The sequence below is a fragment of the Actinoplanes sp. NPDC000266 genome, assembly GCF_042899005.1.
Taxonomy (GTDB): Bacteria; Actinomycetota; Actinomycetes; order Mycobacteriales; family Micromonosporaceae; genus Actinoplanes.
Genome location: NZ_JBIAZI010000019.1, coordinates 77,728 through 101,663 on the forward strand (window position 1 = coordinate 77,728; position 23,936 = coordinate 101,663).

Sequence of the window (23,936 nt, forward strand, 5' to 3'; positions counted from 1 at the left end):
GTTGCCGTTTCGGATCCGCGACAAATCGGGCGCTGCCCGGAGTGTCGCGTATTTGATGCTGGCGGCCGCGCCCGCCAACTTCGTCACCGGCATCATCCTGCCCAGCTCCCGGCCGCTCGGCTGGGTCATCGCCACCGTCACCATCTGCGCGTTCCTGGTCGCCGGCGGCCTGATGTGCCTGCGCCGGCCCGAGAAGGTCCCGCACGCCTGGTGGCTGATCGCGCCGTTCTTCGCGACCGCGCTGATCACGACCCTCAACCAGCTCTCGAACGACGCCAGCACCGGCGCCCAGCTGTTCTACCTGTGGCCGGTGCTCTACTCGGCCAACTTCCTCAGCCGCCGGCTCATGGGCGTCACCCTGGCCGCGATCTCCCTGGCCCACGCCTCGGTGGCGTTCCGGGTGCTGGAGATCGGGCACGCGATCTCCGACGCGTTCTCGCTGACCGTGGCGTTCGGGTTGACCATGGTCGTCGTCTACAGCCTGCGCCGGCGCAACGACACGCTGCGCGAGGTGCTGGAGACGCAGGCCCTGGCCGATCCGCTGACCGGCGTCGCCAACCGCCGCTCCTTCGACAGCGAGATCGCCCGCGCGGTCGCCTGGTCCCATCGCACCGACAGCCCGCTCGCCCTGCTCACGGTCGACATCGACTACTTCAAGAAGATCAACGACACCTGGGGGCACGCGGTCGGCGATCGCGCGCTCCAGCAGGTGGCAAAGGCTTTGTGTGGTACGGCGACAGGTCCCGACGACGTGGTGGCCAGGCTCGGCGGCGACGAGTTCATGGTGCTGCTCCGCACGGACCGGATGGCGGCCCGGCGCGCGGCCGACGACGCGCGGGCGGCCCTGGACGACACCGGCCTGCCCGGCGGGGCGCCCGGCCTGAGCATCGGCATCGCGCTGCTGCCCGACCACGCCGAAACCGGCGACGAGCTGATCAAAGCCTCGGACACGGCGCTGTACGAGGCCAAAACGGGCGGCCGGGGCCGGACGGCCATGGCCCACCCGGCGGCGGCCCGGCAGAACGTGGACCGGGTGAAGCCGTCGTCGATCAGCTCTTACGGATGATGAGCTGCTCGGCGGTGGGCTCGTCGAAGGCGTCGTTCTGTTGTGCGGGCTCTGGTGGAGCCTGGACCCCGAGGATGTCCTCACGGCTGCGCGGATACGGTCCCCAGCCGTCGCGCAGGACATGGATGTAGACGGCCTCCAGGCAGACGCCGATGCGGGCGGCCAGCTCACTGTCGTCCGGCTTCCCGAGACGTACGGCCTTGGCGAAATGGTCCAAAGCTTCCATGTGACGGCCCTGGTCGTAGCAGCTGCGGCCGGCGTTCTCGTGAACGACGCTGCGCAGGAGCTCGGGCACGTCGTCGGAGGTGGCCTTGGCGAAGAGGCGGTCGGCCTCCTTGAAGTCACGCCGCAGCCGCAGGATGTGCGCCAGCTCGGCCTGCGCGATCACCATCGACTGCACGTCCCGGGCCGACTCGGCGTGCGCCAGAGCGAGCCGGCTGGCCGCGGCGGCCATGCCCAGCTCGCCGAGCAGGCGGTAGACCTCGGCCCGGACGCTGAGCAGGCCGGCCTTGGCGACGTTGTCGACCTCGTCGGCGAGCGGCCCGTCGAGCTTCTCGCCGAGCTCCCGCAGAGCTTCCCGGTCCTCGACGACCTCCCGGAGGGTCCCGCCGTCGAGCCGCCAGCGAATCGCCTCGAGATCGGCCGCGGACAGGCTGGGCCGCTCGGGCTCGGGCTCGGGTTCGGCTTCACGCGGCCGCTCAGCGGCCTCGGCGAGCATGCGCTGCTCGATCCGCCGCCGAACAGCCTCGGCGTCCATGGTCGAAGGACCGTCGGTGGTGTCCTCTTCCACCTCGGCCGGCGCGGCGGCGTCGGGGCCGTTGGCCAGGGCCATGGCGCGGAAGAGACCGGTGACGTCAAGGTCGATGACGACGCCGTCGGTGGTGGTGCGCTTCGGCTGTTCGCTCTGGTCGGCCGGCTCATCTTCGGGTTCGGCCTTGGAGGTGAACCACATGCCACCGAAATCAGTGTCGGCGGGCCGTGCGGGCTGCGTGTCGGGCCCCGAGACCTCGAGCCGGGCGATGGGCCGCAGGTTGTGCAGCGTGCCGTCCGGATCCATGTACGGCGCGGCGTGCGCCCCGAGACGCTGCTCACCCGGCGTCGCGGCTTGATCGGGCCCGGCATGCTGAGCGGTGTGCTCGGCGGCGGCCGGATCCGGCCGCCGCCCAGCGCTGGGCCACTGCGGAGGGGGCCCGTCGGAAGGCGTCCGCGGCGCGGGAACGGCCCGTACGGCCGCCCCGGTTTCACCCGGCGCACCGGACTGCCCGGAGGCGGGGGCACTGACCGGCGCCGAAGCGAGCGAGGTGGGCCGAGGAGTGCCGTCCCCACCCGAAACCGGCCGCGCATCATCGAGCGACCCGGGCCGGGCCGAGGGCATGGGCGCTTGAGACCCCGTCATGGTCTGGTCGTCGACCGCGTGACCGCTCGGGTCCTGACCGTGCGCCGCAGGAGCCGTTTCGCCGGTTGCGCGGCCCGTCTGACCGGGTGCGTGGGCCGTCTGACCGGATGCGTGGGCCGTCTGACCGGGCGCCGCGTGGTCAGGTGTCGCCTGGCCCGGCGCCGTCTGAGCATGCGCCGTCTGACCGTGCGCCGTCTGACCGTGCGCCGTGTGGCTGGGCGCCGTGTGGCTGGGCGCCGTGTGGCTGGGCGCCGTGTGGCTGGGCGCCGTGTGGCTGGGCGCCGTGTGGCTGGGCGCCGTGGGGCTGGGCGCCGTGGGGCTGGGCGCCGTGTGGCTGGGCGCCGTCTGGCCTGGAGTGGCCTGGCTGGGCGCTGCCTGGCTTTGAGCCGCCTGACCGGTCGCCGCGTTGCTCTGCGCTGCGTGGCCGGGTGGCGTCTGACCCGGCCCTGTCTGACCGGGCACCGGTTGGCCGGACCTGGCGGGACTCTGGGCGTAGGAGGACGGCGGCGGAGGCCACGCGGCGGGCGTACTCGGAACGGACGGCAGCGGACCGCTCGGCGCACCCGGCGACCCGAGCCGATGGTCCACCGGCTGATCCCCGATACCGGGCGGCGCGGACGTCGGCGCGATAGGGCCACCAGGCACGGGCGTGTCCGCAAACCCTTGAGGCCTCGCTGACGGCGGCGTGGTGTTCGGCGGTGCCCAGGGCGAGGCCCCGGCTGGTGCCCCAGTTTGCGAGGTTTCGCCGGGCTGCCCCTGGAACTGCCCGGCGTCGCGGGCCGCTCCCGGCCGGTGCGCGCCGTGCTGGGTGGCCGGGTCTTGTTGGTGTACAGCGCGCTGCGTGGCCGGACCCTGCTGCGGCGCGGCGTGCTGCGGTGCGCCGCTTTGCGTAGCCGGGCTCTGCTGCGGCGCGCCCTGCTGCGGTGCGCCCTGCTGTGTGGCGGGCCGCTGCTGTGGTGGGCTCTGTTGCGTGGCCGGACCCTGTTGCGGGTGCGGAGTGGCGGCGGGCTGGGCGTAGTTCTGAGGGCCGGCGGTGCTCGAGTTCGAAGACGCGGGCCCGTGCCGTGGCGCGGGACTGGGCTGGCTGTAGGCCTGCGGCGCCCCTTCCTGCGGCCGCGTCTGAGGCTGAGGTGACTGGACCGGCAGAGCGCCGGGCATGGTTCGCGGTGCGTCAGCGGGCTGCCGCGGAGCGCCCGTCTGCTGAGGCGCGGCCTGCTGCTGCGGGACACCTTGCGACGGGTGGGCCGTCCTCGGCTCGGTAACGCCATGCACCGGCCGGGCCTGCTCGGGCGAACCGCTGTGAGACTGCTCCGACACGTCGCGCTGGGGCTGTTGCTGCGGCGCGGCATTGGGCACGGTCGCCGGGTACGGCGGCGGCACCGGACCGGGACCAGCGTAGGCCTGCGGGGCAGCGCTGGGGGCGGAGTGAGCTTGTGGGACTGCGCCGGGACCAGCGTAAGCCGGCGGGACGGCGCCGGGGGCGGAGTGAGCTTGCGGGACCGGTCCGGGACCGGCGTAGGCCTGCGGGACCGCGCCAGGAGCGGGATGAGTCTGCGGGGCGCGGCTTTGGGGAGCCGGGGCCTGCGGATTTTGTGCGGCGCCGGGGAACGAGGCCGCCGGGGCGGCCGGCGGTGCCGGGTGGAGGTGGTCGGACGACGGGCGTGGGGCCGCGGGGGAGATCGGCGGCGTGAGGCCGGTCGTCGGCAGGGAGGGCGGGGGAGCCTGGTCGGCGACCATCGACCACGGCCCGTCGGACTCCGACAGAGTGACGTGGGCGGTCCGCGGGCTTCGGCGAGGACGGTGGTCCTGCGAGCTGTAGCCCCGGGCGCCGTCGAAAGGCGCGCCCGAACCGTCCTGCGGCGGGAGGCCCAGGCGGGAGTTCGTGGTCGCGGGCGAACCGCCACCCTGCTGCTGCGGCGGGATGCCCAGCCGAGGGTTCGTGGTTGCGGGGGAGCCGCCTTGCCGCGGTGGGATGCCCAGGCGGGAGTTCGTGGTTGCGGGGGAGCCGCCGCCGGCTTGGTGCTGTGGCGGGGTGCCCAGGCGGGGGTTCGTGGTTGCGGGGGAACCGCCACCGGCGGGCCGGTTCTGGGCGGCGGGCTGAGCGGAAGCGGCCTGGCCCGGAGTCGGGGGAGCCTGGAGCGGAGGAAGCGGACTGTGTGAGTCGCGCTGGCCGTGCGAGCCGTCGGCGCTGTGGTCGGTGGGGCGCACGGGCTGCGTCGGAACTGTCGCGGAGTTCGGCGTCGGCCCGGTGGCGTTGGGCCTGGCGCTGTCCACGTTCGGCTGCGGCGACGAAGGGCCGCTGGTCTCGGCTGCGGCGCGGCCCGTGTGCGGCTGGGCGGTCGGCGGAGCTGCGGCAACCGTAGGAGGCTGCTGGACGGTCGTCTGCCGCGTGTCCGGCGCCGGCCGGCCGGCTTCGGGTCGAGCGTGGGCCCCGGCCTGCGCAGCCGTCGGTTGCTGATGGTTCGGCGGTTGGGTGGCCGTGGGTTGCTGGTGGTTCTGCTGCTGGGCTGCCGCGGGCTGCTGGTGATTTGGCTGCTGGGCGGCGGCAGGCTGCTGGTGATTTGGCTGCTGGGCGGCGGCAGGCTGCTGGTGGTTCTGCGGCTGGGCGGCTGCGGGCACCTGGTGGGAGGCCGCGGGCTGCTGGGGGGCGGTGGGCTGTGCGTGGGCCGGCGGGGGCGGCGGGGCAGCGGGGGCGGGGGTGACTACACGCGCGGCGGGGGTCGGGGCGTGGGTGCCTACGACGCGAGGGGCCGTGGGTGGGTCGGCCTTGACCACGCGCGGGGTGGGCGGCGGTGCTTCCTTGCCGATCACCTTCGGGGGCGTGGGCGGGGCTGCCTTGCTGATGACTCGTGGGGCCTCGTCCTGCTCGGTCGAGGCCGGGTCGTCGCTGGGCGCCTGGGCCCCGGGCTCCGGCCGGTGCGGTGCCGGCTCGGGCTGGGCCGGGACAGCCTGGGCCGGGACAGCCTGGGCGGGGACGGGCTGGGCGGGGACGGGCTGGGCGGGGACGGGCTGGGGCTCGTCCTGCTCGGTGGGCCGCAGGTCGGCGGTCGCGGCTGTGGCCGGGACGCGGGAAGCCTCCTGCTGCTCGGGCTCCGGGGTCGGCTCGGCGGTGGGCCGGTGGCGTTCGGCGACGATCTCGCCGTCGATCGTGCGGGCGGGGCGCTCGTCGAGGATCTCGCCGTCGATGGTGCGCGGGGGCCGGGCGGCGGGCTCGTCCGTGGCCCAGGTCTGGGCGTCGGCGGCCTCGACCGGCCAGCGCTCGTCCAGCGGGTCGCGGTCGGCGGGCCAGGGGCGGCGCTCGTCGTACGCGTCGGGACGGCGACCCTCGTACGCGTCGGCCGGGCGCCGCTCGTCGTACGCGTCGGCCGGGCGCCGCTCGTCGTGGATCTCGGCTGGGAAGCGGTCCGGCGCCTGATCGTAGAAAGCCGCCTGGCCGCGGTCGTCGTAACCCGAGACCTGGTCGCGGTCCTCGTATACGGCAGCCTGGCCCCGGTCGTCGTATACGGCAGCCTGGTCGCGGTCGTCGTATACGGCAGCGTGGCCGCGGTCGTCGTATACGGCAGCGTGGCCGCGGTCGTCGTATACGGCAGCGTGGCCGCGGTCGTCGTAGACGGGAGGCCGACTGCGGTCGTAATCGGGGGCCTGGCGGTCGTCGTAGGCGGTGGCCCGGCGGTCGTCGTAGGCGGGGGACTGGCGGCGGTCGTTGTAGTCGGCGGGGCGGCGGCGCTGGTCGCGCGGGTCGTCGGCCGGGTACTGGTCGGCGGGGTAGCGCTCGTCGAGCTCGAAACGGGCGTCGAGGTCGTAGCTGACACGGTCGCCGCGACGGCGGGAAGGGCCGCGGTAGTCGTCCTCGGGGGAGCGGCGGCGGTCGCGCGGGTCGTCGTCGCGGCGCGGCGGCTCGTCCCAGATCATGGCGGTGCGCTCGCCGGTGCGGCGCCCACGTTCGTCGGTGGGGAAGCCGGGGGTGTAGCGCTCGTCGTACGAGTCGTAAGAGCGGCGCCGGTCGTCCTCGAAGGAGTCCGCGGGGCGGGGACGGTGATCGTCTGGGGCGCGCCGTGGGCGCTCCTGGTCGGGGCGGCGGTAAAGGTCCATCGGGTCGCCGGGCGCTTCCGGCACGCGGGCACGTCCGCTGGCCGCGGGCCGCATGTCGCCCGGCGGGGCCGGGCGCGGGGCCGGTCCGCGCCGATCCCCGCCGGGGCCGCGCGGGTCCGGGTAGGGCGAGGCCGTCCCGCGATCGACCGGCGCGCCATCACCGCGGCCAGGAGCGGGCCGGCCAGAAGCAGGCCGACCAGAAGCGGGCTGGCCAGAAGCCGGCCGACCAGAAGCGGGCTGGCCAGAAGCAGGCCGGTCGGAGGCGGGCCGATCCGAAACGGTGCGATCGGAGACGGGCCGGTCAGACGCGGGCCGGTCAGACGCGGGCCGGTCAGACGCGGGCCGGTCAGCGGGCTCCCCCGCAGGCCGGGCCCGGCCCCTCTTGCGGCCGTCCGCCGGAGCGGCCTTGGAGCTCGCCTTCCCCGCCAGCCGCCGCCAGCGGCTTCCGGGGCGGCGCTCGGCCGCCGGCTCCTCGTAGTCCTCGTCCCAGCCGACCGTCACGGCGCCCGGCTCCGGACCGTGGCCGTAGGCCACCAGGTCGCGGTGGTCGAACGGCTCGTCGATGTCGTCGTGCAGCGCCGTCTCGCGCCGGCGGGCGCCGCCGTCGGCGATCGGGAACTCCGGGTTCTCGAAGTCGGCGCCCAGCTCGGGGCGGTTGAAGTCGACGTCGTCGAAGTCGTCGCCGGCCAGGTTGGGCTGGGACGTGTCGACCGGGGAGAACTCCGGGTCGTCGAGCCAGCTCGGCCGCTTGGTGTCGAAGGCGCTGCCGCCCGCCCGGCGCTGGCGGCGGGCCGCCAGCTCGTCGACCGGCGTGCCGTCCTCGCCGGCGCGCTTGGTCGGGATGACCGGCTCGGGGCCGGTCCGGCGTACGAAGGGACGCTCTTGAACCACAGCCGCGTTCGGAACGAGGGAGTATTCGGAGTACTCCTCGTCCCAATATTCGTCGTCCTCGAAACTCATGAGGCGACCCCTCGCGGCATGCTGCCCCCCGTCTGTCACGCGTGCCCGGATCGTCCCCTCCCACGCGGTGGATGTGGAAGGTTAACCACGGATTTGCGAACAGCGCTACCGCCCCCGGGAGCGCTCCCCGAGGCTCGGGGCGTGGTTCGTCGAGGGAGAGTACGGAGAACCTCGCGATGTGGTTCAAAGGAGATCGCTCAACTTAAGTCATTCTTAAACACGTATTGAGGACCCCTTTAGAGCTACCCACAGGTAACAAAGTGGCGAAGGCCACGATGGCTTTCCACGGATCTTGGTGCTACGGAATGTCACGGTGGAGGAGCAACACAGACGGACCTCCAACTCCCCGGCCGGCGACCACGCCCCCGTTTCCAACGGTCGCCACCGCGCTGACCCAGGGCTCTCACACCGACTTGCCCCCCATGACGGTGTGAGGGAACTTTTGCGCGGCGTGGCCGGGAGTGACGGCGGTGGGAGCGCGCCCCACCGCCGTCACGCATTTAAACTCGGTCCATGAGCGAACTGCTCGAAGGCACACCCGTAGCGCTCGGCGGCCCCCGCGGCTTCGCCGTCACCCGCCTGCTGCCCGCCAAAGGCCGCCGCATGGTCGGCGCCTGGTGCTTCCTCGACGCGTACGGCCCGGTCGACATCTCCGGCGGGCCCGGCATGCGTGTCGCCCCTCATCCGCACACCGGCCTGCAGACCGTCACCTGGCTGCTCCAGGGCGAGGTGCTCCACCGCGACATCCTCGGCTCGGTGCAGGAGATCCGCCCCGGCCAGCTCAATCTGATGACCGCCGGCCGCGGCATCGCCCACTCCGAGGAGACCCCGGCTGTCCACTCGCCGATCCTGCACGGCGTGCAGCTCTGGGTCGCGCTGCCCTCCTCCGTACGGGACATGGCCCCGGCCTTCGCCCACCACGCCGACCTTCCCGTCGTCTCCCGCGACGGTCTCACCGCGACCGTCCTCATGGGCTCCTTCGAGGGCGTGACCTCTCCGGCCGCCACTCACACGCCTTTGATCGGGGCCGAGCTCACCCTCGAGGCCGGGACCGAGATCGACCTGCCCCTCGATCCCACCTTCGAATACGCGCTCCTCACCCTCGACGGCGCTCCCACGGTCGACGCGACAACCCTCAAGCCAGGCCCATTGCTGTACGCCGGTGAGGGCCGCCGGTCACTGCCACTGGCCACGTCGTCGGCGTCGCGCCTGCTCCTGCTCGGCGGTGAGCCCTTCGAGGAGCGCCTGGTGATGTGGTGGAACTTCGTCGCCCGCGACCACGACGAGATCGTGCAGATGCGCGCCGACTGGGCCGACCGCACGCCCCGCTTCGGCGAGGTGCGCGGCTACGACGGCGAGCCCCTGCCGTCCCCGCCGATGCCGATCACGCGCCTGGTTCCCCGGGGCCGCACGCGATAGTGGGAAAGGCCGCGAGCGCCGCGAGGTCGAGCACGACGATCCGCCGATAGGCGGTGGCGATCAGCCCGGCCGTCCGCAGCTCCTGCACGGCGTTCTGCACCGTCGCCCGCGAGGCCGCGATCATCGCGGCCAGCTCGGGGCGGCTCAGCGGCACCGCGATCTCGACGCCGCCGCCGGGCCGGTCCCGCCCGCACGTCTCGGCGATCTCGACCAGCAGGCGGGCCAGCCGGACCGGCGCCGGGAACGCCGTGAAGTCGCTGCGCCGCCGGTTGGCCCAGGTCAGCTGGCGCGCGATCATCGCCATGACCAGTGTCGAGGCCGCCGGGTGGCGGCGCAGGAAGTCCTCGAAGGCAGCCTTGGTGACCACGCCCGCGTGGACGGTGCCGCAGGCGGTGACCGTCGCGTTGCGGGGGCTGCCGGTCAGGGCGCCGATCTCGCCGACCAGTTCGCCGGGCAGCCGGATGCCGAGCAGCGTCCCGAAGTCGGCCGTGGTCACCTTGACGAAGCCGCTCTCGAGGACCACCACGTGCGACCCGAGGGCCCCCTCGCGCAGGATCGGCCGGCCGCTCTCGTAGCGGTGCCGCGCGCTCAGGCCGAGCAGCTCGTCGGCGGCGGCCGGCGCGAGGCCGCCCAGGAACGTGCCGGGCGGCCATGTGCCGGTGCGCCTCGGGAACCGGTCGGCCATGAGTCCATAATGGCCTCACCAGGCGTGGCGGAGAACCTCTGTCAGCCGGCTCTCGGCCCGGGTGGCGGCCAGCCGTCCCCGGTGCAGCACGGCCAGGTCCTCGACCGCGCAGGCGGGCGGGCGATAGGAGTTGGCGGCGGCCAGCGCCGGGTGCAGGCCGGCCCAGGCCAGCAGCGCCTCGCGCAGCGAGGGCAGCACCGGCTCGGGCGAGTCGCCCGGGTCGGAGGCGCGCTCGGCGAAATGCTGGCGGTACGGCCAGAACGACCACACCTTCGTCTCGTCGATGAGCTGCTCGACCGGGTCGGGCCGCTGATAGCGCATGGCGATCTCGATGGAGCGCATGCTGCCCTCGGCGATCAGCTCGCCGACCATGGCGTGCCGGGCGCGCACGCCGGTGACCTCGTAGAACGTGCTGCGGCAGCCGCGCGGGCGGGCCGCGCCGACGATCGTCTTCCAGGTCAGCGGGCGTTCCGGCCGGCCGGCCAGGAGCTCGGCCACGGCCTCGTAGTAGATGATTTTCGTCTGCCAGTGGTTGCGCCGGGGGCAGGGGTTGTCGGCGAGCCGGGTGTACCAGCCGGCGATTGTGGTCTGCCCCAGGTCGTCGATGATCGTTGTTGACATCGTCCCTCTGTCCCATCCCTGATCCGCTGGGAGATGTCGAGCGTCGCCGGAGTGATCCGGCCCTCGCATCACGCGTTCTCGTATAACTGGTGTCGTACGCCCGTCACTTCGTCGAGCACGCCGTCGCAGTCGGGCGGCGGCCCGTCGGCGCGCCAGGCCACCTGCTGGTCGGGCCGGATCAGCACGAGCCGCCCGCACCACGCGGCCGGCATCGGCGCCCCGGCCATCGGCAGGTGCCGTATCGGCACGCCCCGGGCCCTGGCCGCCGTGATCAGCGGCCAGCCGCCCTGGTCGTCGGTGAGGTCGACCAGGGTGAGCTGCGGGCCGAGGCGGTCGAAGAACTGCTCCCCGCCGGCCAGCCGGAAGGCGGGCGGGCGGAACCCGGGAGCACCGGTCATGCCGGCCGGGCCGGTGCCGGCCGCGTCGACCTGCGGCGCCTCCTGCCGCAGGATCTCCACGAGCACCTCCCGGTCGGCGCCCGAGGCCACCAGCCGCTGGAACCGGCTGCGGGTCTGTCCCGCCCGGCGGCCCAGCTCCCGGTCGAGCAGGGCCTGCCGGCGGCGCTCGGCCTGATAGCCGGCCAGCAGATGCTCGCCGGCCCAGCCGTGCACGGCCGCGGCCAGCCGCCAGCCCAGGTCGACGGCGTCGCCGATGCACGTGTCGACGTCGTTGCCGGGCGGTTCGGCCTGGTGGGCGGCCTGCCCGGCCAGGAAGACGCGGCCACGGCGATAGGCGCGGGCGACCGACGGGGTGCCCGCCCGCTGCACGACCCCGCAGATCTCCGGCGGCTCGCCGGGCAGCCCGAGCCGCCGCGCGAGCAGCCCGGCCGGGTCGGCCACGGCGGCCTCGTCGCCCTCGGCCAGCGGCAGGTGTGCGACGCAGAGGTCGCCGTCGTGCCCGGTCAGCAGGGTGCTGCCGCCGGTGATCACCGCCGACGGATGCGGCCATCGGGCCGCCACCTCGGGGCTGCGGAAGGCCACGGTCAGATAGGTCGCGGCCGTGCCCAGCTCCTCCATCTCCAGGCCGGCGCAGCGGCGCACCGTGCTGCCCGCGCCGTCGCATCCGGCCAGGTAGGCGGCCTCGATCACGTGCCGCTTGCCGGACTCGGCGTCGATCGCGGTGGCGACCACGCAGTCCTGCTCGCTGCGCAGGTCGGTGAGCGTCCAGCGCGAGCGCAGGTCGATCAGCGGGTGGTCCAGGGCCCGGCGCAGCCGCCCGGCCAGCCGGGAGCCCGCGATCAGCAGGTACGGCTCGATCGGGTCGGTGCCGTCGGCGGAGGCCGCGTACGAGCCGCGCAGCTCGGTGACCGAGGGCAGCCGCCACACCAGCAGCGGCTCCCGGTCGACGCCGCGGGCCCAGACCACGTCGACCGGGCCGTCCGGGTCGACGCCGGCCGGGCGCAGGCCGCCGGACAGGCCGAGCCGGCGCAGCAGCTCCATGTTGCGCCCGTTGACCAGCAACGGCTCGAGGATCCGGGGTGGACCGCCGGAGCGCTCCACGACCATGCTGGGCACACCGTGGTGGGCCAGCTCCAGTGCGGTGAGCGAGCCGGTGACACCGGCTCCGGCCACGAGCACCGGCGTCCGGAACGCGGCTGTCGGCATCGGCGTCCCCTTGGCGGTGGGGGTGATGGGCGGGTTACACCGCCATCCTCGGCCGCACGGGTCGTCCGTACATCACGTGTTCACGTGGTTCGGGCGCCGCACTCCTGGGCGACGAGGGTGGCGAGCTCGACCCGCCGCCGGATGCCGAGCTTGGTGAAGATGTTGCGCAGATGCGCGTCCACGGTGTGCCGGGAGATGAAGAGGGTCTCCGCGATCGTGATGTTCGTGCTGCCCTTGCCGACCTCGAGCGCCACCTTGCGCTCGGCCGGGGTGAGCTGGGGGAGGCAGGTCTCGGCCGGCGCCGGGGCCACCCACGTGCCGAGCATGTCCTCGATGCGGCGGCGGGCCCGGTCGGCGCCGGCCGCGGTCAGCAGGGCCAGCGCCTCCTCGCACCAGGCCCGGTCGGGGGAGGGCGCCAGCATCGCGGCGTCCTCGAGCGCGGCGGCCAGGGCGAGCGGCCGGCCGACCTCGCGGTACCGGCCGGCCGCGGCCAGGAGTTTGTCCAGGCTTCCGGTCAGGACACCGCCGGCGTGGTCGGCGGCGGCCGCGGCCGCGCGCGAGCCGGGGTTGCGTGCGGCCAGCCGCTCGGCCGCCCGCACGGCGGTGGCGGCCTCGTCCGGGTGGCCGGCCTCGCGGGCGATGCGGACCAGTCCGGCCGCCGCCGCCGGGTCGTTGGCGAGCAGGGCGGGCCGCTCGGGCAGCTCCCGGTAGAAGTCGCCGAGCAGGGCGAACGCGGCCGGGGTGTCGCCGCGGGCGTCCATCAGCACGGCCTCGGCCCACAGCACGTCCTCGGGCACGGCCGTCACGCCGCCGTCGGCCAACCGGCGTACATGGTCGAGGTGGTCCTGCGCCGCCCGCAGGTCGCCGCGGAGCACGGAGATCCGCATGAGCATGCCCAGCAGCGGCATGGCCAGGGCGTGGGCGTTGTGCCGTTCGGCCACCGTGAGGCCCGACTCGGCCTCGACCGCCGCCTCCTCGAGGCGCCCACGGGCGTACAGCAGAGAGGTCTGGAAGTAATGCCAGAGAGGCTCGGCCCAGGACGAGCCGGAGCGGTCGGACTCGCGGCGCCCGTCGCGGATGACCTGCTCGGCCTCGTCGAACTCGTCGAGCACGGTCAGCGCCCCGCCGAGCCAGATGCGCGGATGGCGCTGGGCCGCCTCGCCGCCCGCCTCGTCGGCCAGCGCGGTCGCGGCGCGCGCGTGGGCCAGGGAATCGCCGAGCCGTCCCTCGGTGAAGGCGACCAGGCTGCGCCCGGCCAGGCCGAACACCGCGGCCCCGTACGCCCCGCCGCGCCGGCCGAGCTCGTCGGAGCGGGCGCCGGACTCGTCGGCCCGGGCCAGCTCACCGAGATAGCAGAGCGCGTGGGCCCGTACGGCATGAAGCCGGGCTTGAACGGAGAGCGAGATGCCCGCGTGCCGCAGCGCCTGATCGGCGTACCGGACGGTCATCTCGTTGAGGCCGCCGTGCTTGCAGGCCTCGGCCAGGCCGAGCAGCAGCAGCGCCTCGGTCTCGGCGTCGAGGCCGGCGCCGAGCGCCTCACCACCCAGCTCGCGGGCCTCGCCGAGGCGCGCCGCGGCGGCGAGCAGCCCGACGGTGTCGGCGATCAGCGCGGGCCGGCCCGGATCGCCCGGCTCGGCCGCGGCCAGCGCGCGCAGCATGACGTCGGCCGCGGCGCCGGGCGCGACCCGGGCGATCTCGCGGGCCATCGAACGGACCATGTGGACCGCGCCGGCCGCGCCGGAACGGCCGCTGCGCAGCTGGTGTTCGGCCACCTCCAGGGCCGGCCGGTCGAGCGTGGCCGCCTCGCGGTGCAGCTGCTCGCGCATGGTGCGGGGCAGGGTGTTGTAGACAGCCTGCCGGACCAGGTCGTGTGCGAAGGCCAGGCCGCCGCCGGCGTCCTCGACCAGGAAGTCGGGCATCACCTCGTCGATCAGCGGATAGAGCTCGACCGGCTTGTGCCCGGTCAGCCGGGCCGCCTCGTCGAAGGTGAACGGGCGGGCCAGCACCGACGCCGAGCGCAGCAGCCAGGCCGCCTGGTCGGGCAGCGTCTCGACGTTCTCCCGCACCGAGTCGACGAAGCTGGACGGCAGGTCGTCGCCGACCACCGAGCCGACGTCGTCGGCCACCACCAGCTGCCGGGTCGCGACCAGGGCCTTGAGCAGCTGCTCGGTCTTTAGCGGATTGCCCAGGCACGAGGCGGCGAGCGCCACCACGGTGTTGTCGACCTCGGCGCCGACCACGTCCTCGCTGAGCTCGGCGATGGCCTTCTCATTCAGAAGACCGAGACGCGCCGGCCGTACGCCCTCGCGCCGCAACCAGCTCATGAGCTGGTGACCGGGGGTCTCGCCGTCGTCGGGTGACGGCGGCCGGTGCGCGAACAGCCAGCGCACCGGTGAGGAGGCCAGGGCCGGGATCAGCTCGCGGACGGCGAGCGCGCTCAGCTCGTCCATCCACTGCGCGTCGTCGATGACGATCAGCAGGGGCCGCTCGCCGGCCGCCTCCTCCAGCGACGCCCGCAGCCGCTGGAGCGCGCGCAGCGGGTCGGCCGGCTCCTGCCGGGTCAGCCAGGCGAACGCGGGTGACGGGGGCCGGCACTCGCGCAGCGCGCCGGCCAGGGTGACCAGCGGCGCCGCCTGGTCGAGCCGGAACGCCTCGCGGGCGGCGACCGCGATGCCGCGCTCGGCGGCCAGCCGGGCCGCCGCGTGCAGCAGCGCCGATTTGCCGATGCCGGGGGCGCCGGTCACCACGTGGCAGCCGCCGGCGCCGGCCGCGGTGTCGTCCATGAGCCGGGTCAGCGACTCGACCTCGGCTTCCCGGCCGACCAGTCGCCGGATCATGTCGGGGGTCCTCATCGCGCCTCATACGTACCACGAAGCGGTGCCCGGCGCATCGGGCGCGGGTACCCGTCGCGGGTCAACTACCCATTCGGCTAGGTCAATGGCCACGAAGCGAGCCGACCTGCGATTTCGCCGCACCCGCCGGGGTGCCACCCGGTCGAGCAGTGTCGGGCCGCGACCGGCCGCCGATAGCTTCCGGGCGTCAGAAAAACCTGATCAGGGGGGTTCCGCGATGTACGGAAACGAATCCTTCGGGCGGCGGCTGAGGCTGGGGCACCTCGGCCGCCGGGGTGGCTCCGGCCTCCTGCTGGTGCCGCTCGACCACGCGGTCGGCGCCGGCCCGCTGCGCTCCGACGGCGACCTGGACGCGCTCGTCGCCCAGCTGGCCGAGCACGGCGCGGACGGGGTGGTGGTCCACAAGGGCGCCGCCCGCCGGATCCGGCCGGCCCGGTTCCACGACCTGTCGCTGATCGTGCAGCTGAACGCGAGCACCCGCATGGCGGCCGACCCGGACGCGAAATATCCGGTGGCCTCCGTCGAGGAGGCGCTGCGGCTCGGCGCCGACGCGGTCAGCGTGCACGTCAACGCGGCCTCGCGCACCGAGGCGGCGCAGATCGCCCACCTGGCCGCCGTGGCCGGGGAGTGCGACCGGTGGTCGCTGCCGCTGCTGGCGATGATGTACGTGCGCGGGCCCGCGGTCCGCGACGGCCGTTCGCCCGAGCTGGTCGCGCACGCCGTGGCGGTCGCCGCCGAGATGGGCGCCGACCTGGTCAAGACCGCGCTGCCGGACGACCCGGTGGCGGCGGCCCGGATCATCTCGGGGGCGGCGGTGCCGGTGCTGGCGGCCGGGGGAGCGCCCGATCCGGCCGGGGACGCGACGCTGGGCCGGATGGCCGCGGCGATGCGCGCGGGCGCGGCCGGGGTGGCGGTGGGACGGCTCGTGTTCACGGCGGCCGACCCGGGCGCCATGCTGCGCCGGCTGGCCGCCGTCGTGCACGACCGGACTCCGGCGGTGGCCCGATGAGCCGGGGACGCGAATGCTGGCTGGACCTGCGCGGGGCCGGGCCGTGGCGGCGCGAGGCGGCCGAGGAGGCGGTCCACCTGCGTTTCGAGGCGATCGTGGCGGACGATCCGGCCGACCTGGCCGATCTGCCGCCGACCGTCACCCGGGTGCTGGCCGTGGCCGGCGCCGGCCTGCCCGGCGACCTCGGCAACGCCGACCTCGTGCTGACCGATCCCACCCGGCATCAGGACCGCCCGGGTGTGCGGTTCGGGAGCCGGGTCGACGTCACCGACGCCGCCAGTCTCGACCTGGCCTGCGAGCGGGTGCGGACCGACGAGATCACGGTGCTGCGCTTCCACGACCCCACCCACATCCCGCTCGAGATCGTGCTGGCCGCGGCCGACGGCTCGCTGGGCCGCATCATCACCGAGGTCGGCGACATCGACGAGGCCTCGGTCCACCTGACCGTGCTCGAACGCGGTCCCGACGGCGTGCTGCTGCGCCCGGGCGGGCCCGGCGACGCCACCAAGCTCACCGAGGTGGTGCGGCGCAGCTCGCCCGAGATCGACCTGGTCACCCTGACCGTCACCGGCGTGCGGCACAGCGGCTCGGGCGAGCGGGCCTGCGTGGACACGTGCTCCTATCTCAACCAGGACGAGGGGATCCTGGTCGGCTCCCGCTCGCAAGGGCTGATCCTCTGTGTCAGCGAGACGCACCCGCTGCCGTACATGCCGATGCGCCCGTTCCGGGTCAACGCCGGGGCGATCATGTCGTACACGCTGGCCGACCACGAGCGCACCCGCTATCTGTGCGAGCTCGAGGCGGGGGCGACGGTCCTGGCCGTACGGGCCGACGGCCGCACCCGGCCGGTGACGGTGGGCCGGGTGAAGATCGAGACCCGGCCGCTGCTGTCCATCGAGGCGGTGGCGCCCACCGGCGAGCGGGTCAACCTGATCGTGCAGGACGACTGGCACGTGCGGGTGCTCGGGCCGGGCGGCGCGGTGCTCAACTCCACCGAGCTGAAACCGGGCGACGAGGTCCTCGGCTATCTGCCCGGCCGGGAACGGCACGTGGGCTACCCGATCGACGAGCTGTGCCATGAGCTCTGACCTGCTGAAGATCCAGGACTCGCTGCTGCCGGCCACGCTGGCGGCGGCGGCGAGGTCGCCGTTCTACCGCACGCGGCGCGACGGGGTGCCGGCGAACCGGTCCGAGCTGGCCGCCTATCCGCTGACCACCAAGGCGGACCTGCGCGACGCCTATCCGTTCGGGATGCTCGCGGTGGACCGGTCGCGGCTGGCGACCTATCACGAGTCGAGCGGGACCACGGGAACGCCGACGGCCTCCTACTACACGAAGGGTGACTGGGAGGACCTGATCGAGCGGTACGCGCGGGTGCGGGTCGGCATCGAGCCGGACGACACGTTCATGGTCCGTACGCCGTACGCCCTCATGCTGACCGGGCACGTCGCGCACGCGGCGGCGCTGGCCCGCGGGGCGACCGTGGTTCCCGCCGACAACCGGTCGCTCGCCACGCCGTACAGCAAGGTCGTGAAGTTGATGCACGACCTGGACGTCACCCTGACCTGGTCCCTCCCGACCGACACGCTGCTGTGGGCGGCGGCGGCCGCTCAGGCGGGCCTGCGCGGGTTCCCGGCGCTGCGGGCGATGCTGGTGGCGGGTGAGCCGCTGGGACCGGCCCGGCGGCGAAGGATCTCGGAGATCTGGCGGGTGCCGGTCGTGCAGGAGTACGGCTCGAGCGAGACCGGCGGCCTCGCGGGCGAATGCCCGCACGGGCGGCTTCATCTCTGGGCCGATCGGGCCATTTTCGAGGTGTACGACCCCACGACCGGCCGTTGCGCGGCGGACGGCGCCGGGGAGCTGGTCGTGACGATGCTGGCCCGCGAGGCGATGCCGCTGCTGCGCTATCACATCGGCGACCGGGTGGAGGTCGCCCACGGCGAATGCCCGTGCGGCTCGGAGCTGCCGGTCGTCCGGGTGCTGGGGCGCGGACATCTCCAGGGCGAGCTCGAGGAGGCGGTGTTCCGGCTGCCGATCTCGTACGGGGTGATGTTCTGGCGCGCCCGTCAGTCCGAGCGGGGGTTGTACGTCCAGATCGAGGTGCCCGCCCGCTACCGGTACGCGGCAGTTCGTGATCTGACGGCCGCTCTTCCGGCGGAGGCGCTGGTCGAGGCGGTGCCGCCAGGGACGCTCGTGCCGGTGGCGGCGCTGACCGCGCCTCCGGAGATCATGAAGCCGCGCAGCGTGTTCGCCTCGGGTGAGGACTGGGACCGTGCGCTGCGCTACTACTGACATCGCCGTCGTCGGCGCGGGGGTCGGTGGCCTCGCGGCCGCCGCCGCCCTGCGGCGGGAGGGCTTCTCCCGCGTCACGGTGTACGAACGGCAGGCGGCTCTCCCGTACGAGGGGTACGGCATCCAGATCTCGCCCAACGCGGCCGCCCTGCTGGACGAGCGTATGTTCGCGTCGGCGGCGCGGCCGGCCTACCGGGAGCTGCGCCGCTGGCGCGACGACTCGGTGATCTCCAGGATCGGCCTTCAGCGGTACGTCACCCCGTACTGCACGATGCGGCGGGGCGACCTGATCGCCGCGCTGGCCACCACCACCGTCCGCCTCGGCGCGCCGGTGTGCTCGGCCGGTGACCTGGACGCCGATGTGGTGATCGGCGCCGACGGCCTGAACTCGGCGGTCCGGACCGCCATCGCCGGCGATCCGCCCCGGGAGAGCGGCTACTTGGCGTACCGGGCGGTCGTGCCCGCGGACCTCGACCGGGTGGTGGTGTGGCTGGGACCTGACCGCCACCTGGTCGCCTACCCGATCGGCACGGGCGTCAACGTGGTGGCGGTGGTCCCCGACGACGGCGCGGGGCTCGAAGACGGCTTCGCCGAGTGGCATGCCGAGCCCCGCCGCCTGGTGGCCGGCGGTGGTTTCGTCGCGCATTCCTTGCGGGACCGGGCGCCGATGCCGCGTTGGCACAGTGGCCGGGTTGTCCTGATCGGCGACGCGGCCCATCCGATGCTGCCGTTCGTGGCGCAGGGCGCGGGGCAGGCCATCGAGGACGCGGTCGCGCTGGCCCAGTGTCTGCGCCACCCGGACGCCTTCGCCCGTTTCGAGGCGGCGCGCCGTCCCCGGGTCGGGAAGGTGTTCGCGATGTCCCGCGCGGGCCTGGTCTCCTATCACCTGCCCGACGGCCCGGACCAGCGGCGGCGCGACCGGGAGCTGGCGGCGGCGCCGGCCGGGGCCCTCGACTGGCTGTACCGTCCGGGGCCCTAGCCGGCGTCGGCGCGCAACTCCGGCTGCTCCCGCAGGCGGAGCAGCGAGACCAGCTCCACCCGCGACGCGAGCCCGAACTTCCGGAAGATCTGCCGCAGGTGATAGTTCACGGTGTGCGGCGAGCGGCCGAGCCGGCTGGCGATCTGCTGGTTGGTCAGGGCCAGCCCGACCAGCTCGGCGATCTCCAGCTCCCGCTCGCTGAGCAGACTCCAGTCGGCGGTGCGCGGGCTCGTCCGCGGATGCGGCGCCACGGCCCGGGTCGCCGCAGCGGATCCGGCGCCGGCCGGTGGCCGGGCCACGCGCGGCCGATGGTGCCCCTGCTCGTGCCGCAGCGCCGCGACCACGGCATGCGGCATCGACGCCTCGACGACCGCCCGCACCAGCTCGTGGCTGAACGCCAGCGCGTCACCGGCGGGCACGAGCAGCCCCGAGTCGAGCGCCTCCTCGACGTCCGGCAGAAGCGCGACGACGCTGCCACCGAGCAGCTCACTGAGCCGGGCCGGCGAGACCGGCGACCGTACGGCCGTCGCCGCCTGAACCAGATGCCGAGCCGACGCCGACAGGGTGGCCACGCGGTGGGCGAGCCGCGCCCGGGTCCGCTCGGGCAGCCGCCCCGGCAGGACGTCGATCAGCCCTTCCTCACGCGTCCCGGCGTGCGGCCTTTCCTCGCGCGGCCTTTGCTCGCTTGGCGTTTGTTCACGCAGCCCTTGCTCGCGCGGCCTTCGCTCGCGTGGCCCCGCGGTCAGCCTTTCGTCGTGCGGCCTTCCGATCAGCCTCTCCTCGTGCAGGCCGGCGATCAGGTCGAGGATCGCGCCCGGGCGGCCCGCCGCGACCCGGGCCAGGTCGAGCAGGCGGTCGCCGGGCGGGCCGCCCAGCCGGGCCGCGATCAGCCGCCGGACGTCGGCCCGCCCGAGCGGGGCCAGCACCACCCGGTGCACCTCGGCCGGCGTGGTCGCGAGCACGGGCTGCCGCGCCGTGACCACCAGCACGGGCGCCGACGCGGCGAGCCGTTCGGGGAAGTGCGGGTCGGCCGTGCCCGGCCGCAGCGCCTCCCGGTCGCGCACCAGCACGATCCGGTCGGGCGAGGTGGCCACGGCCGCGCCGAGGCGCCGCCCGGCCACCGCGAGCTCCCGCAGGAGACGGCCGCACCCGATCTCCGGCGGCCCGTCGAGTATCAGAACCGTGGGACGTCCCGGCGCGGCCCGGCGCAGCAGGGCCGCGAAACGCTCGATCTCACCGTCGCGGCCGATCAGCGGAAGTTCCATAGCCACGATGGTGGGGCCCCGAGCTTCCGGAAACCCGCTAGAAGTAGCGCGTTCCCCGCAGATCGAGAGTCGTCCTTCCAACACATTTCGCGCTGACTGTTATCGCCTTGACGCTCACCCCGCCCCGGGCGGATCGTCGAAACGTGTCCGCCCTCGACCTGGGAAAGCTGGCGCTGATAGTCGCCGCCCCCACTTTGATCGGCGCCGCGGTGGTCTACGCCCCACGATGGTGCGGCGCCGTGGCGGACCGCTGGCGCGTCCTCCACCCGCCACCGCCGCAGCCGATGGGCCCGCCCATCCAGCAGCTGGCGGCCGACCTCCGCCGCCTGCTCCGCCTGCACAGCGAGCTGACGGCGTCGGCCCACCTGGCCATGCGGGCCCACCGCCTGTGGGCGATCGAGGCCGCCATCGCCACCCGGGCCGTGGAAGCCGCCCGGGCCCTGGACGTGCCCCATCCCGAGCCCGCGACGCCTGGCGCCCTGACCCGCCGCGAGCTGCTGGACCTGCTGACCGCCCTGTCGATCGCCGGCTTGACCCTCCCGTCGAAGGTGGGCCCGTTCACCTCGGACGGCCGTTTCTGACCGAGACCGATGAGTTCGAGCGCCTCGCGGAGTCAGCCAGAAAACAGCGATTCCCTGAGAGGCCGATCCCATGTCCGAGCTGACCCCCGAACGTGCCCGTCAAGCCATCGTCGACCACACCAACCGCCTGGCCGCCTCGGCCGTCAAGGCAGGCCCCGGAGCCCCCGTGCCGACCGCCCCCGAGTGGACCGTCACCGACCTGGTAGCCCACATAGGCCAGACCCAGCACTGGGTGGCCGACATCGTCGACCAGCGAGTCACCGACCCCACAAAGCTCCCCACCGAGATGGCCGAGCTCCCGGGCGCCCCCGCCGAGTGGCCGGCGTGGCTGGCCGAATCGGCCGACCGGGTGACAAAGGCCCTGGCCCTCGACGTCCCGATCTTCAACGCGGCCGGCGACGAGCGCTCTGGCACAGAGTTCTGGCTGTCCAGCATGCTCAACGAGTCAGTGGTCCACGGCGCCGACGCCGCCAACGCAGCCGGCCACCGGCCCGACGTGGAGGCCGACATCGCCGCCGCCCTCATCACCAACCACTTGGCGATGCTCACGTCCCCCACGTGGGAGGCGCGGCGCCCCGAGTCCGCCCAAGCCCTGAGAGGCACCGGCCAGAGCCTGCAGTGGCAGGCCACCGACATCGAGGCGGCCTGGTTCATCAAGCGCGACCCTTCCGGCGCCACGTGGGAGCCCGCGAACCACCCGGCCGACGTGACAGTGTCCGCCCCGGCCGGCCAGCTGCTGCTGACCATGACCCGCCGCCTCACAATGACCCAGGCCACCGAAATGAAAATCACCGGCGACAGGGCCCTGGCCACGCACTGGATTGACAACACCGCCCACGTAGCCGATTGATCCCCGGACGCGCCGCTCAGCGATTCATCCAACGAGGCGGCCGAGGCAATGCTTCAGGTGCCGCAAGGATCGCCACGGTCGCGGCTCGGGGGTCGCCGACGATTCCGTGATGCCACAGATGCCGGTGACGCCGCACGCGTGCGGCGTCCGCCCGCGCCGTGCGATCCTGGCCGGCGCGGACGCCGACGGCGGAGGTCCACGGCGAGGCACCGAGATTCGCCGTGTCCGATGGACTCCACTCGCGAGATGACCTCGGCCTGGGCCGTGGACTCCGGCTGCACGGCCGCCTCGGCCTGGACCGCCGGTTCTTGGCCCTGGCCCGCCGGTTCTGCCCGCGTTACTTCCTCGGCCTGGACTGCCGGCTCGACTCGCACACTGGCCCCGACCTCGACCGGATTCTCCGTGGGGCGGACAGCCGCGGCGGGTGGCATGTCTTGCGGGAGACCCGAAGCCTCCTGATGCACGGGCCGCCGCACACTCGTAACGTCGTCATCCCCTATCAGCGGCGGTATCCGCTCGGTTGGATCATGCAGACCCAACTCCCCGCACAACCGCGAACAACCATGCAACCGGCACAACTTCAACGCATGGCGTCGTTTGAGCTCCCATTGCCGCCGCTCATCCTGACCACGCCGGAACTCCACCATCTCCGGCGAATGACTCGGCACCCCCGACCAATCCCGCATAGCGGCAATAACCGACCTCGAGAAGAACCCCAGCTGCGTCATAAGCCATTATCCCGCACCCCGAAGATCGAGAACAAAGAAAGGATCATGCCAATCGAAAATTGCGGCAATGCGTCGGGGTGGCGACATGAGAAGTGTTTCCGGTCATTATTAATCCACGGGAAAGGAGGCCGAGCGTTGATTTACCTAGACGGCCATTGCTGGTGGATAGGGGGCCGGCCTCGGATCATATGTGGACCAGGCCGCGGCCAGGCGCCGTACGGCCTCGGTCAGGTCTTCCGGTGTGGCCAGGAAATGCAGGCGCAGGCGGTCCTGGCTGCCGCCCGACGGGTCGAGGCCCGGGCCGGGCAGCACCGCCACCCCGTGGCGCAGGGACTGCTGGGCGAAGGACTGTGCGTCGCCGTGCGGGAGGCGCACCCACAGCGTCTGGCCTCCCTCGACGGGTGGGGCTTCCCAGGACGGCAGGTGCCGGGCCAGCTCGTCCCTCAGGTGGTCGTGGCGAGATTTCCGGAGCTGGGGCGAGCGGGCCAGCTCCGGGCCCAGCCGGGGGAGCAGGTGGGCCGCCGCCAGCTGGGCCGGGACGTTTCCGCCCAGGTCGAAGACCGTGCGCATGCGAGCCAGGCGGGCTATCAGCGCGGCCGGCGCCCGGATCCAGCCGACGCGCAGGCCGCCCCAGATCAGTTTGCTCAGGGAGCCGATCGTGATGACCTCGTCGTTGTAGGCAGCCAGGGGCGGCGGCGGTTCGTGCCCCGGGAAACCCAGGTCGGCCAGGGCCTCGTCGTCGATCAGCGGGAAGCTGGCCTGGGCGGTGCGGTGCCGTTCGCCCGGTGGCAGGACGGCGCCCGTGGGGTTGTGGAAGGTGCTGATGACGTACGCCAAACTGGGGTTGACCTTGGTGAATCCCCGCAGATCGACCGGCACGGTCCGCAGGACGGCGGCCTCCTCGCGGAACGCCTCGATGGCGCCGAAGTAGGTGGGCGCCTGCACGATCACCCGGTCGCCGGGGCGGATCAAAGCCTTGGCCAGCAACGTCAGCGCCTGCTGGCCGCCCGTGGTCACCATGATCTGATCGGGCGTCGTGGGCAGGCCCCGTTCGTTGTAGCGCTCGGCGAGGGCCTTGCGCAGCGCCGGATGGCCGGTCGGGTGATAGCCGATGTCGCCAGTGATGGCCGCCAGATCTTCCATCGACGCGGTGTACGCCGTCAGCAGCGCGGGCGGGGGAGCGTCGGGTGCGGCACAGGCCAGCATCAGTACGCCGTCGCGCGGCTCCAGCAGGTGAAGGAACGCGGGCGCCTCGGTGGTCGGGCGCGCGGCGCCCGAGGGCGGACCGGCGACCCGGGTGCCGCTGCCCTGCCGGCGGACGATGCGGCCCTCGGCCACGAGCAGGTCGTACGCGGCGACGACCGTGCTCCGCCCCACCGCGAGCGCCGACGCCAGCGCCCGGTCCGGCGGCAGCAGCGTGCCCGGCGGCAGCTCACCCTCGCCGATCAGGGTGCGGATACGGGCCGCGAGCAGCAGGTAGAGCGCGCCGCGCCCGGTGGCCCAGCGGCCCAGGCGCTCAACGATTGGTTCCATCGAC

The 23,936-nt window shown here is 73.8% G+C and carries 15 protein-coding genes; 8 read left to right on the plus strand and 7 right to left on the minus strand.

All coding sequences use genetic code 11. The annotated features are described in order from the left end of the window. The first annotated feature begins 1 nt into the window (after window position 1). Window positions 2-1,066: a GGDEF domain-containing protein gene (locus tag ACFY36_RS48195; RefSeq protein WP_499752650.1), complete on the plus strand. Its 1,065-nt coding sequence runs from the start codon at window positions 2-4 to the stop codon at window positions 1,064-1,066. Here the strand turns inward: ACFY36_RS48195 and ACFY36_RS48200 are convergent. Next, window positions 1,050-7,514 carry a hypothetical protein gene (locus tag ACFY36_RS48200; RefSeq protein WP_499752651.1) on the minus strand — a complete coding sequence of 2,155 codons (6,465 nt, stop codon included), beginning with the start codon at window positions 7,512-7,514 and terminating at the stop codon, window positions 1,050-1,052. The genes ACFY36_RS48195 and ACFY36_RS48200 overlap by 17 nt on opposite strands. 513 nt (window positions 7,515-8,027) lie before the next feature. Here ACFY36_RS48200 and ACFY36_RS48205 point away from each other — a divergent pair. Then, a complete protein-coding gene (locus ACFY36_RS48205) occupies window positions 8,028-8,933 on the plus strand; it encodes a pirin family protein (protein WP_499752652.1) in 906 nt (301 codons plus the stop codon). On the opposite strand, the gene ACFY36_RS48210 is transcribed toward ACFY36_RS48205, so the two are convergent. The 4 genes from ACFY36_RS48210 to ACFY36_RS48225 form a co-directional block, all read right to left on the minus strand. Beyond that, window positions 8,899-9,618, minus strand: coding sequence for a Crp/Fnr family transcriptional regulator (locus ACFY36_RS48210; RefSeq protein ID WP_499752653.1), 720 nt, complete (start codon window positions 9,616-9,618; stop codon window positions 8,899-8,901). The genes ACFY36_RS48205 and ACFY36_RS48210 overlap by 35 nt on opposite strands. A 15-nt stretch (window positions 9,619-9,633) precedes the next feature. Then, a complete protein-coding gene (locus tag ACFY36_RS48215; protein ID WP_499752654.1) occupies window positions 9,634-10,239 on the minus strand; it encodes a hypothetical protein in 606 nt (201 codons plus the stop codon). Window positions 10,240-10,307: 68 nt separating this feature from the next. Continuing rightward, on the minus strand, window positions 10,308-11,843 hold the full coding sequence (locus ACFY36_RS48220; protein WP_499752655.1) for an FAD-dependent monooxygenase: 1,536 nt from the start codon (window positions 11,841-11,843) through the stop codon (window positions 10,308-10,310). A gap of 80 nt (window positions 11,844-11,923) precedes the next feature. Next, the gene (locus ACFY36_RS48225) at window positions 11,924-14,680 is read right to left on the minus strand and encodes an AAA family ATPase (RefSeq protein ID WP_499752656.1); all 2,757 of its coding nucleotides are present in this window, start codon (window positions 14,678-14,680) and stop codon (window positions 11,924-11,926) included. 232 nt (window positions 14,681-14,912) lie between these two features. Between ACFY36_RS48225 and ACFY36_RS48230 the strand changes: the two genes are divergently transcribed. The 4 genes from ACFY36_RS48230 to ACFY36_RS48245 are packed head-to-tail and all read left to right on the plus strand — an operon-like array spanning window position 14,913 to window position 18,975. Next, entirely contained in the window at window positions 14,913-15,704 is a 792-nt protein-coding gene (locus tag ACFY36_RS48230) for a 2-amino-3,7-dideoxy-D-threo-hept-6-ulosonate synthase (RefSeq protein WP_499752657.1), read from the plus strand. Continuing rightward, entirely contained in the window at window positions 15,701-16,792 is a 1,092-nt protein-coding gene (locus ACFY36_RS48235) for a 3-dehydroquinate synthase II family protein (RefSeq protein ID WP_499752658.1), read from the plus strand. The genes ACFY36_RS48230 and ACFY36_RS48235 overlap by 4 nt, the downstream gene beginning before the upstream one ends. After that, complete coding sequence (locus ACFY36_RS48240) at window positions 16,782-17,996, plus strand: phenylacetate--CoA ligase family protein (protein ID WP_499752659.1); 1,215 nt, start codon at window positions 16,782-16,784, stop codon at window positions 17,994-17,996. The genes ACFY36_RS48235 and ACFY36_RS48240 overlap by 11 nt, the downstream gene beginning before the upstream one ends. Beyond that, window positions 17,977-18,975, plus strand: a complete 999-nt coding sequence (locus ACFY36_RS48245; protein WP_499752660.1) for an FAD-dependent monooxygenase — start codon at window positions 17,977-17,979, stop codon at window positions 18,973-18,975. Before ACFY36_RS48240 ends, ACFY36_RS48245 begins: the two co-directional genes overlap by 20 nt. On the opposite strand, the gene ACFY36_RS48250 is transcribed toward ACFY36_RS48245, so the two are convergent. Next, window positions 18,972-20,240 (minus strand): helix-turn-helix transcriptional regulator, encoded by a 1,269-nt coding sequence (locus ACFY36_RS48250; RefSeq protein WP_499752661.1) that lies wholly within the window; start codon window positions 20,238-20,240, stop codon window positions 18,972-18,974. The genes ACFY36_RS48245 and ACFY36_RS48250 overlap by 4 nt on opposite strands. Before the next feature lie 143 nt (window positions 20,241-20,383). Here ACFY36_RS48250 and ACFY36_RS48255 point away from each other — a divergent pair, with 143 nt between their 5' ends. Together ACFY36_RS48255 and ACFY36_RS48260 are read left to right on the plus strand one after the other, a co-directional pair. Beyond that, window positions 20,384-20,821: a hypothetical protein gene (locus ACFY36_RS48255; RefSeq protein ID WP_499752662.1), complete on the plus strand. Its 438-nt coding sequence runs from the start codon at window positions 20,384-20,386 to the stop codon at window positions 20,819-20,821. 70 nt (window positions 20,822-20,891) lie between these two features. Then, complete coding sequence (locus tag ACFY36_RS48260) at window positions 20,892-21,671, plus strand: maleylpyruvate isomerase family mycothiol-dependent enzyme (RefSeq protein ID WP_499752663.1); 780 nt, start codon at window positions 20,892-20,894, stop codon at window positions 21,669-21,671. A gap of 872 nt (window positions 21,672-22,543) precedes the next feature. Here the strand turns inward: ACFY36_RS48260 and ACFY36_RS48265 are convergent. Next, the gene (locus tag ACFY36_RS48265; RefSeq protein WP_499752664.1) at window positions 22,544-23,932 is read right to left on the minus strand and encodes an aminotransferase-like domain-containing protein; all 1,389 of its coding nucleotides are present in this window, start codon (window positions 23,930-23,932) and stop codon (window positions 22,544-22,546) included. Window positions 23,933-23,936 lie beyond the last annotated feature (4 nt).

Coding starts and splice junctions, on each gene's coding strand:
- ACFY36_RS48215 (WP_499752654.1), bottom strand. CDS start 10,239: ATGTCAACAACGATCATCGACGACCTGGGGCAGACCACAATCGCCGGC.
- ACFY36_RS48220 (WP_499752655.1), bottom strand. CDS start 11,843: ATGCCGACAGCCGCGTTCCGGACGCCGGTGCTCGTGGCCGGAGCCGGT.
- ACFY36_RS48210 (WP_499752653.1), bottom strand. CDS start 9,618: ATGGCCGACCGGTTCCCGAGGCGCACCGGCACATGGCCGCCCGGCACG.
- ACFY36_RS48205 (WP_499752652.1), top strand. CDS start 8,028: ATGAGCGAACTGCTCGAAGGCACACCCGTAGCGCTCGGCGGCCCCCGC.
- ACFY36_RS48225 (WP_499752656.1), bottom strand. CDS start 14,680: ATGATCCGGCGACTGGTCGGCCGGGAAGCCGAGGTCGAGTCGCTGACC.
- ACFY36_RS48200 (WP_499752651.1), bottom strand. CDS start 7,514: ATGAGTTTCGAGGACGACGAATATTGGGACGAGGAGTACTCCGAATAC.
- ACFY36_RS48265 (WP_499752664.1), bottom strand. CDS start 23,932: ATGGAACCAATCGTTGAGCGCCTGGGCCGCTGGGCCACCGGGCGCGGC.
- ACFY36_RS48250 (WP_499752661.1), bottom strand. CDS start 20,240: ATGGAACTTCCGCTGATCGGCCGCGACGGTGAGATCGAGCGTTTCGCG.
- ACFY36_RS48260 (WP_499752663.1), top strand. CDS start 20,892: ATGTCCGAGCTGACCCCCGAACGTGCCCGTCAAGCCATCGTCGACCAC.
- ACFY36_RS48235 (WP_499752658.1), top strand. CDS start 15,701: ATGAGCCGGGGACGCGAATGCTGGCTGGACCTGCGCGGGGCCGGGCCG.
- ACFY36_RS48240 (WP_499752659.1), top strand. CDS start 16,782: ATGAGCTCTGACCTGCTGAAGATCCAGGACTCGCTGCTGCCGGCCACG.
- ACFY36_RS48230 (WP_499752657.1), top strand. CDS start 14,913: ATGTACGGAAACGAATCCTTCGGGCGGCGGCTGAGGCTGGGGCACCTC.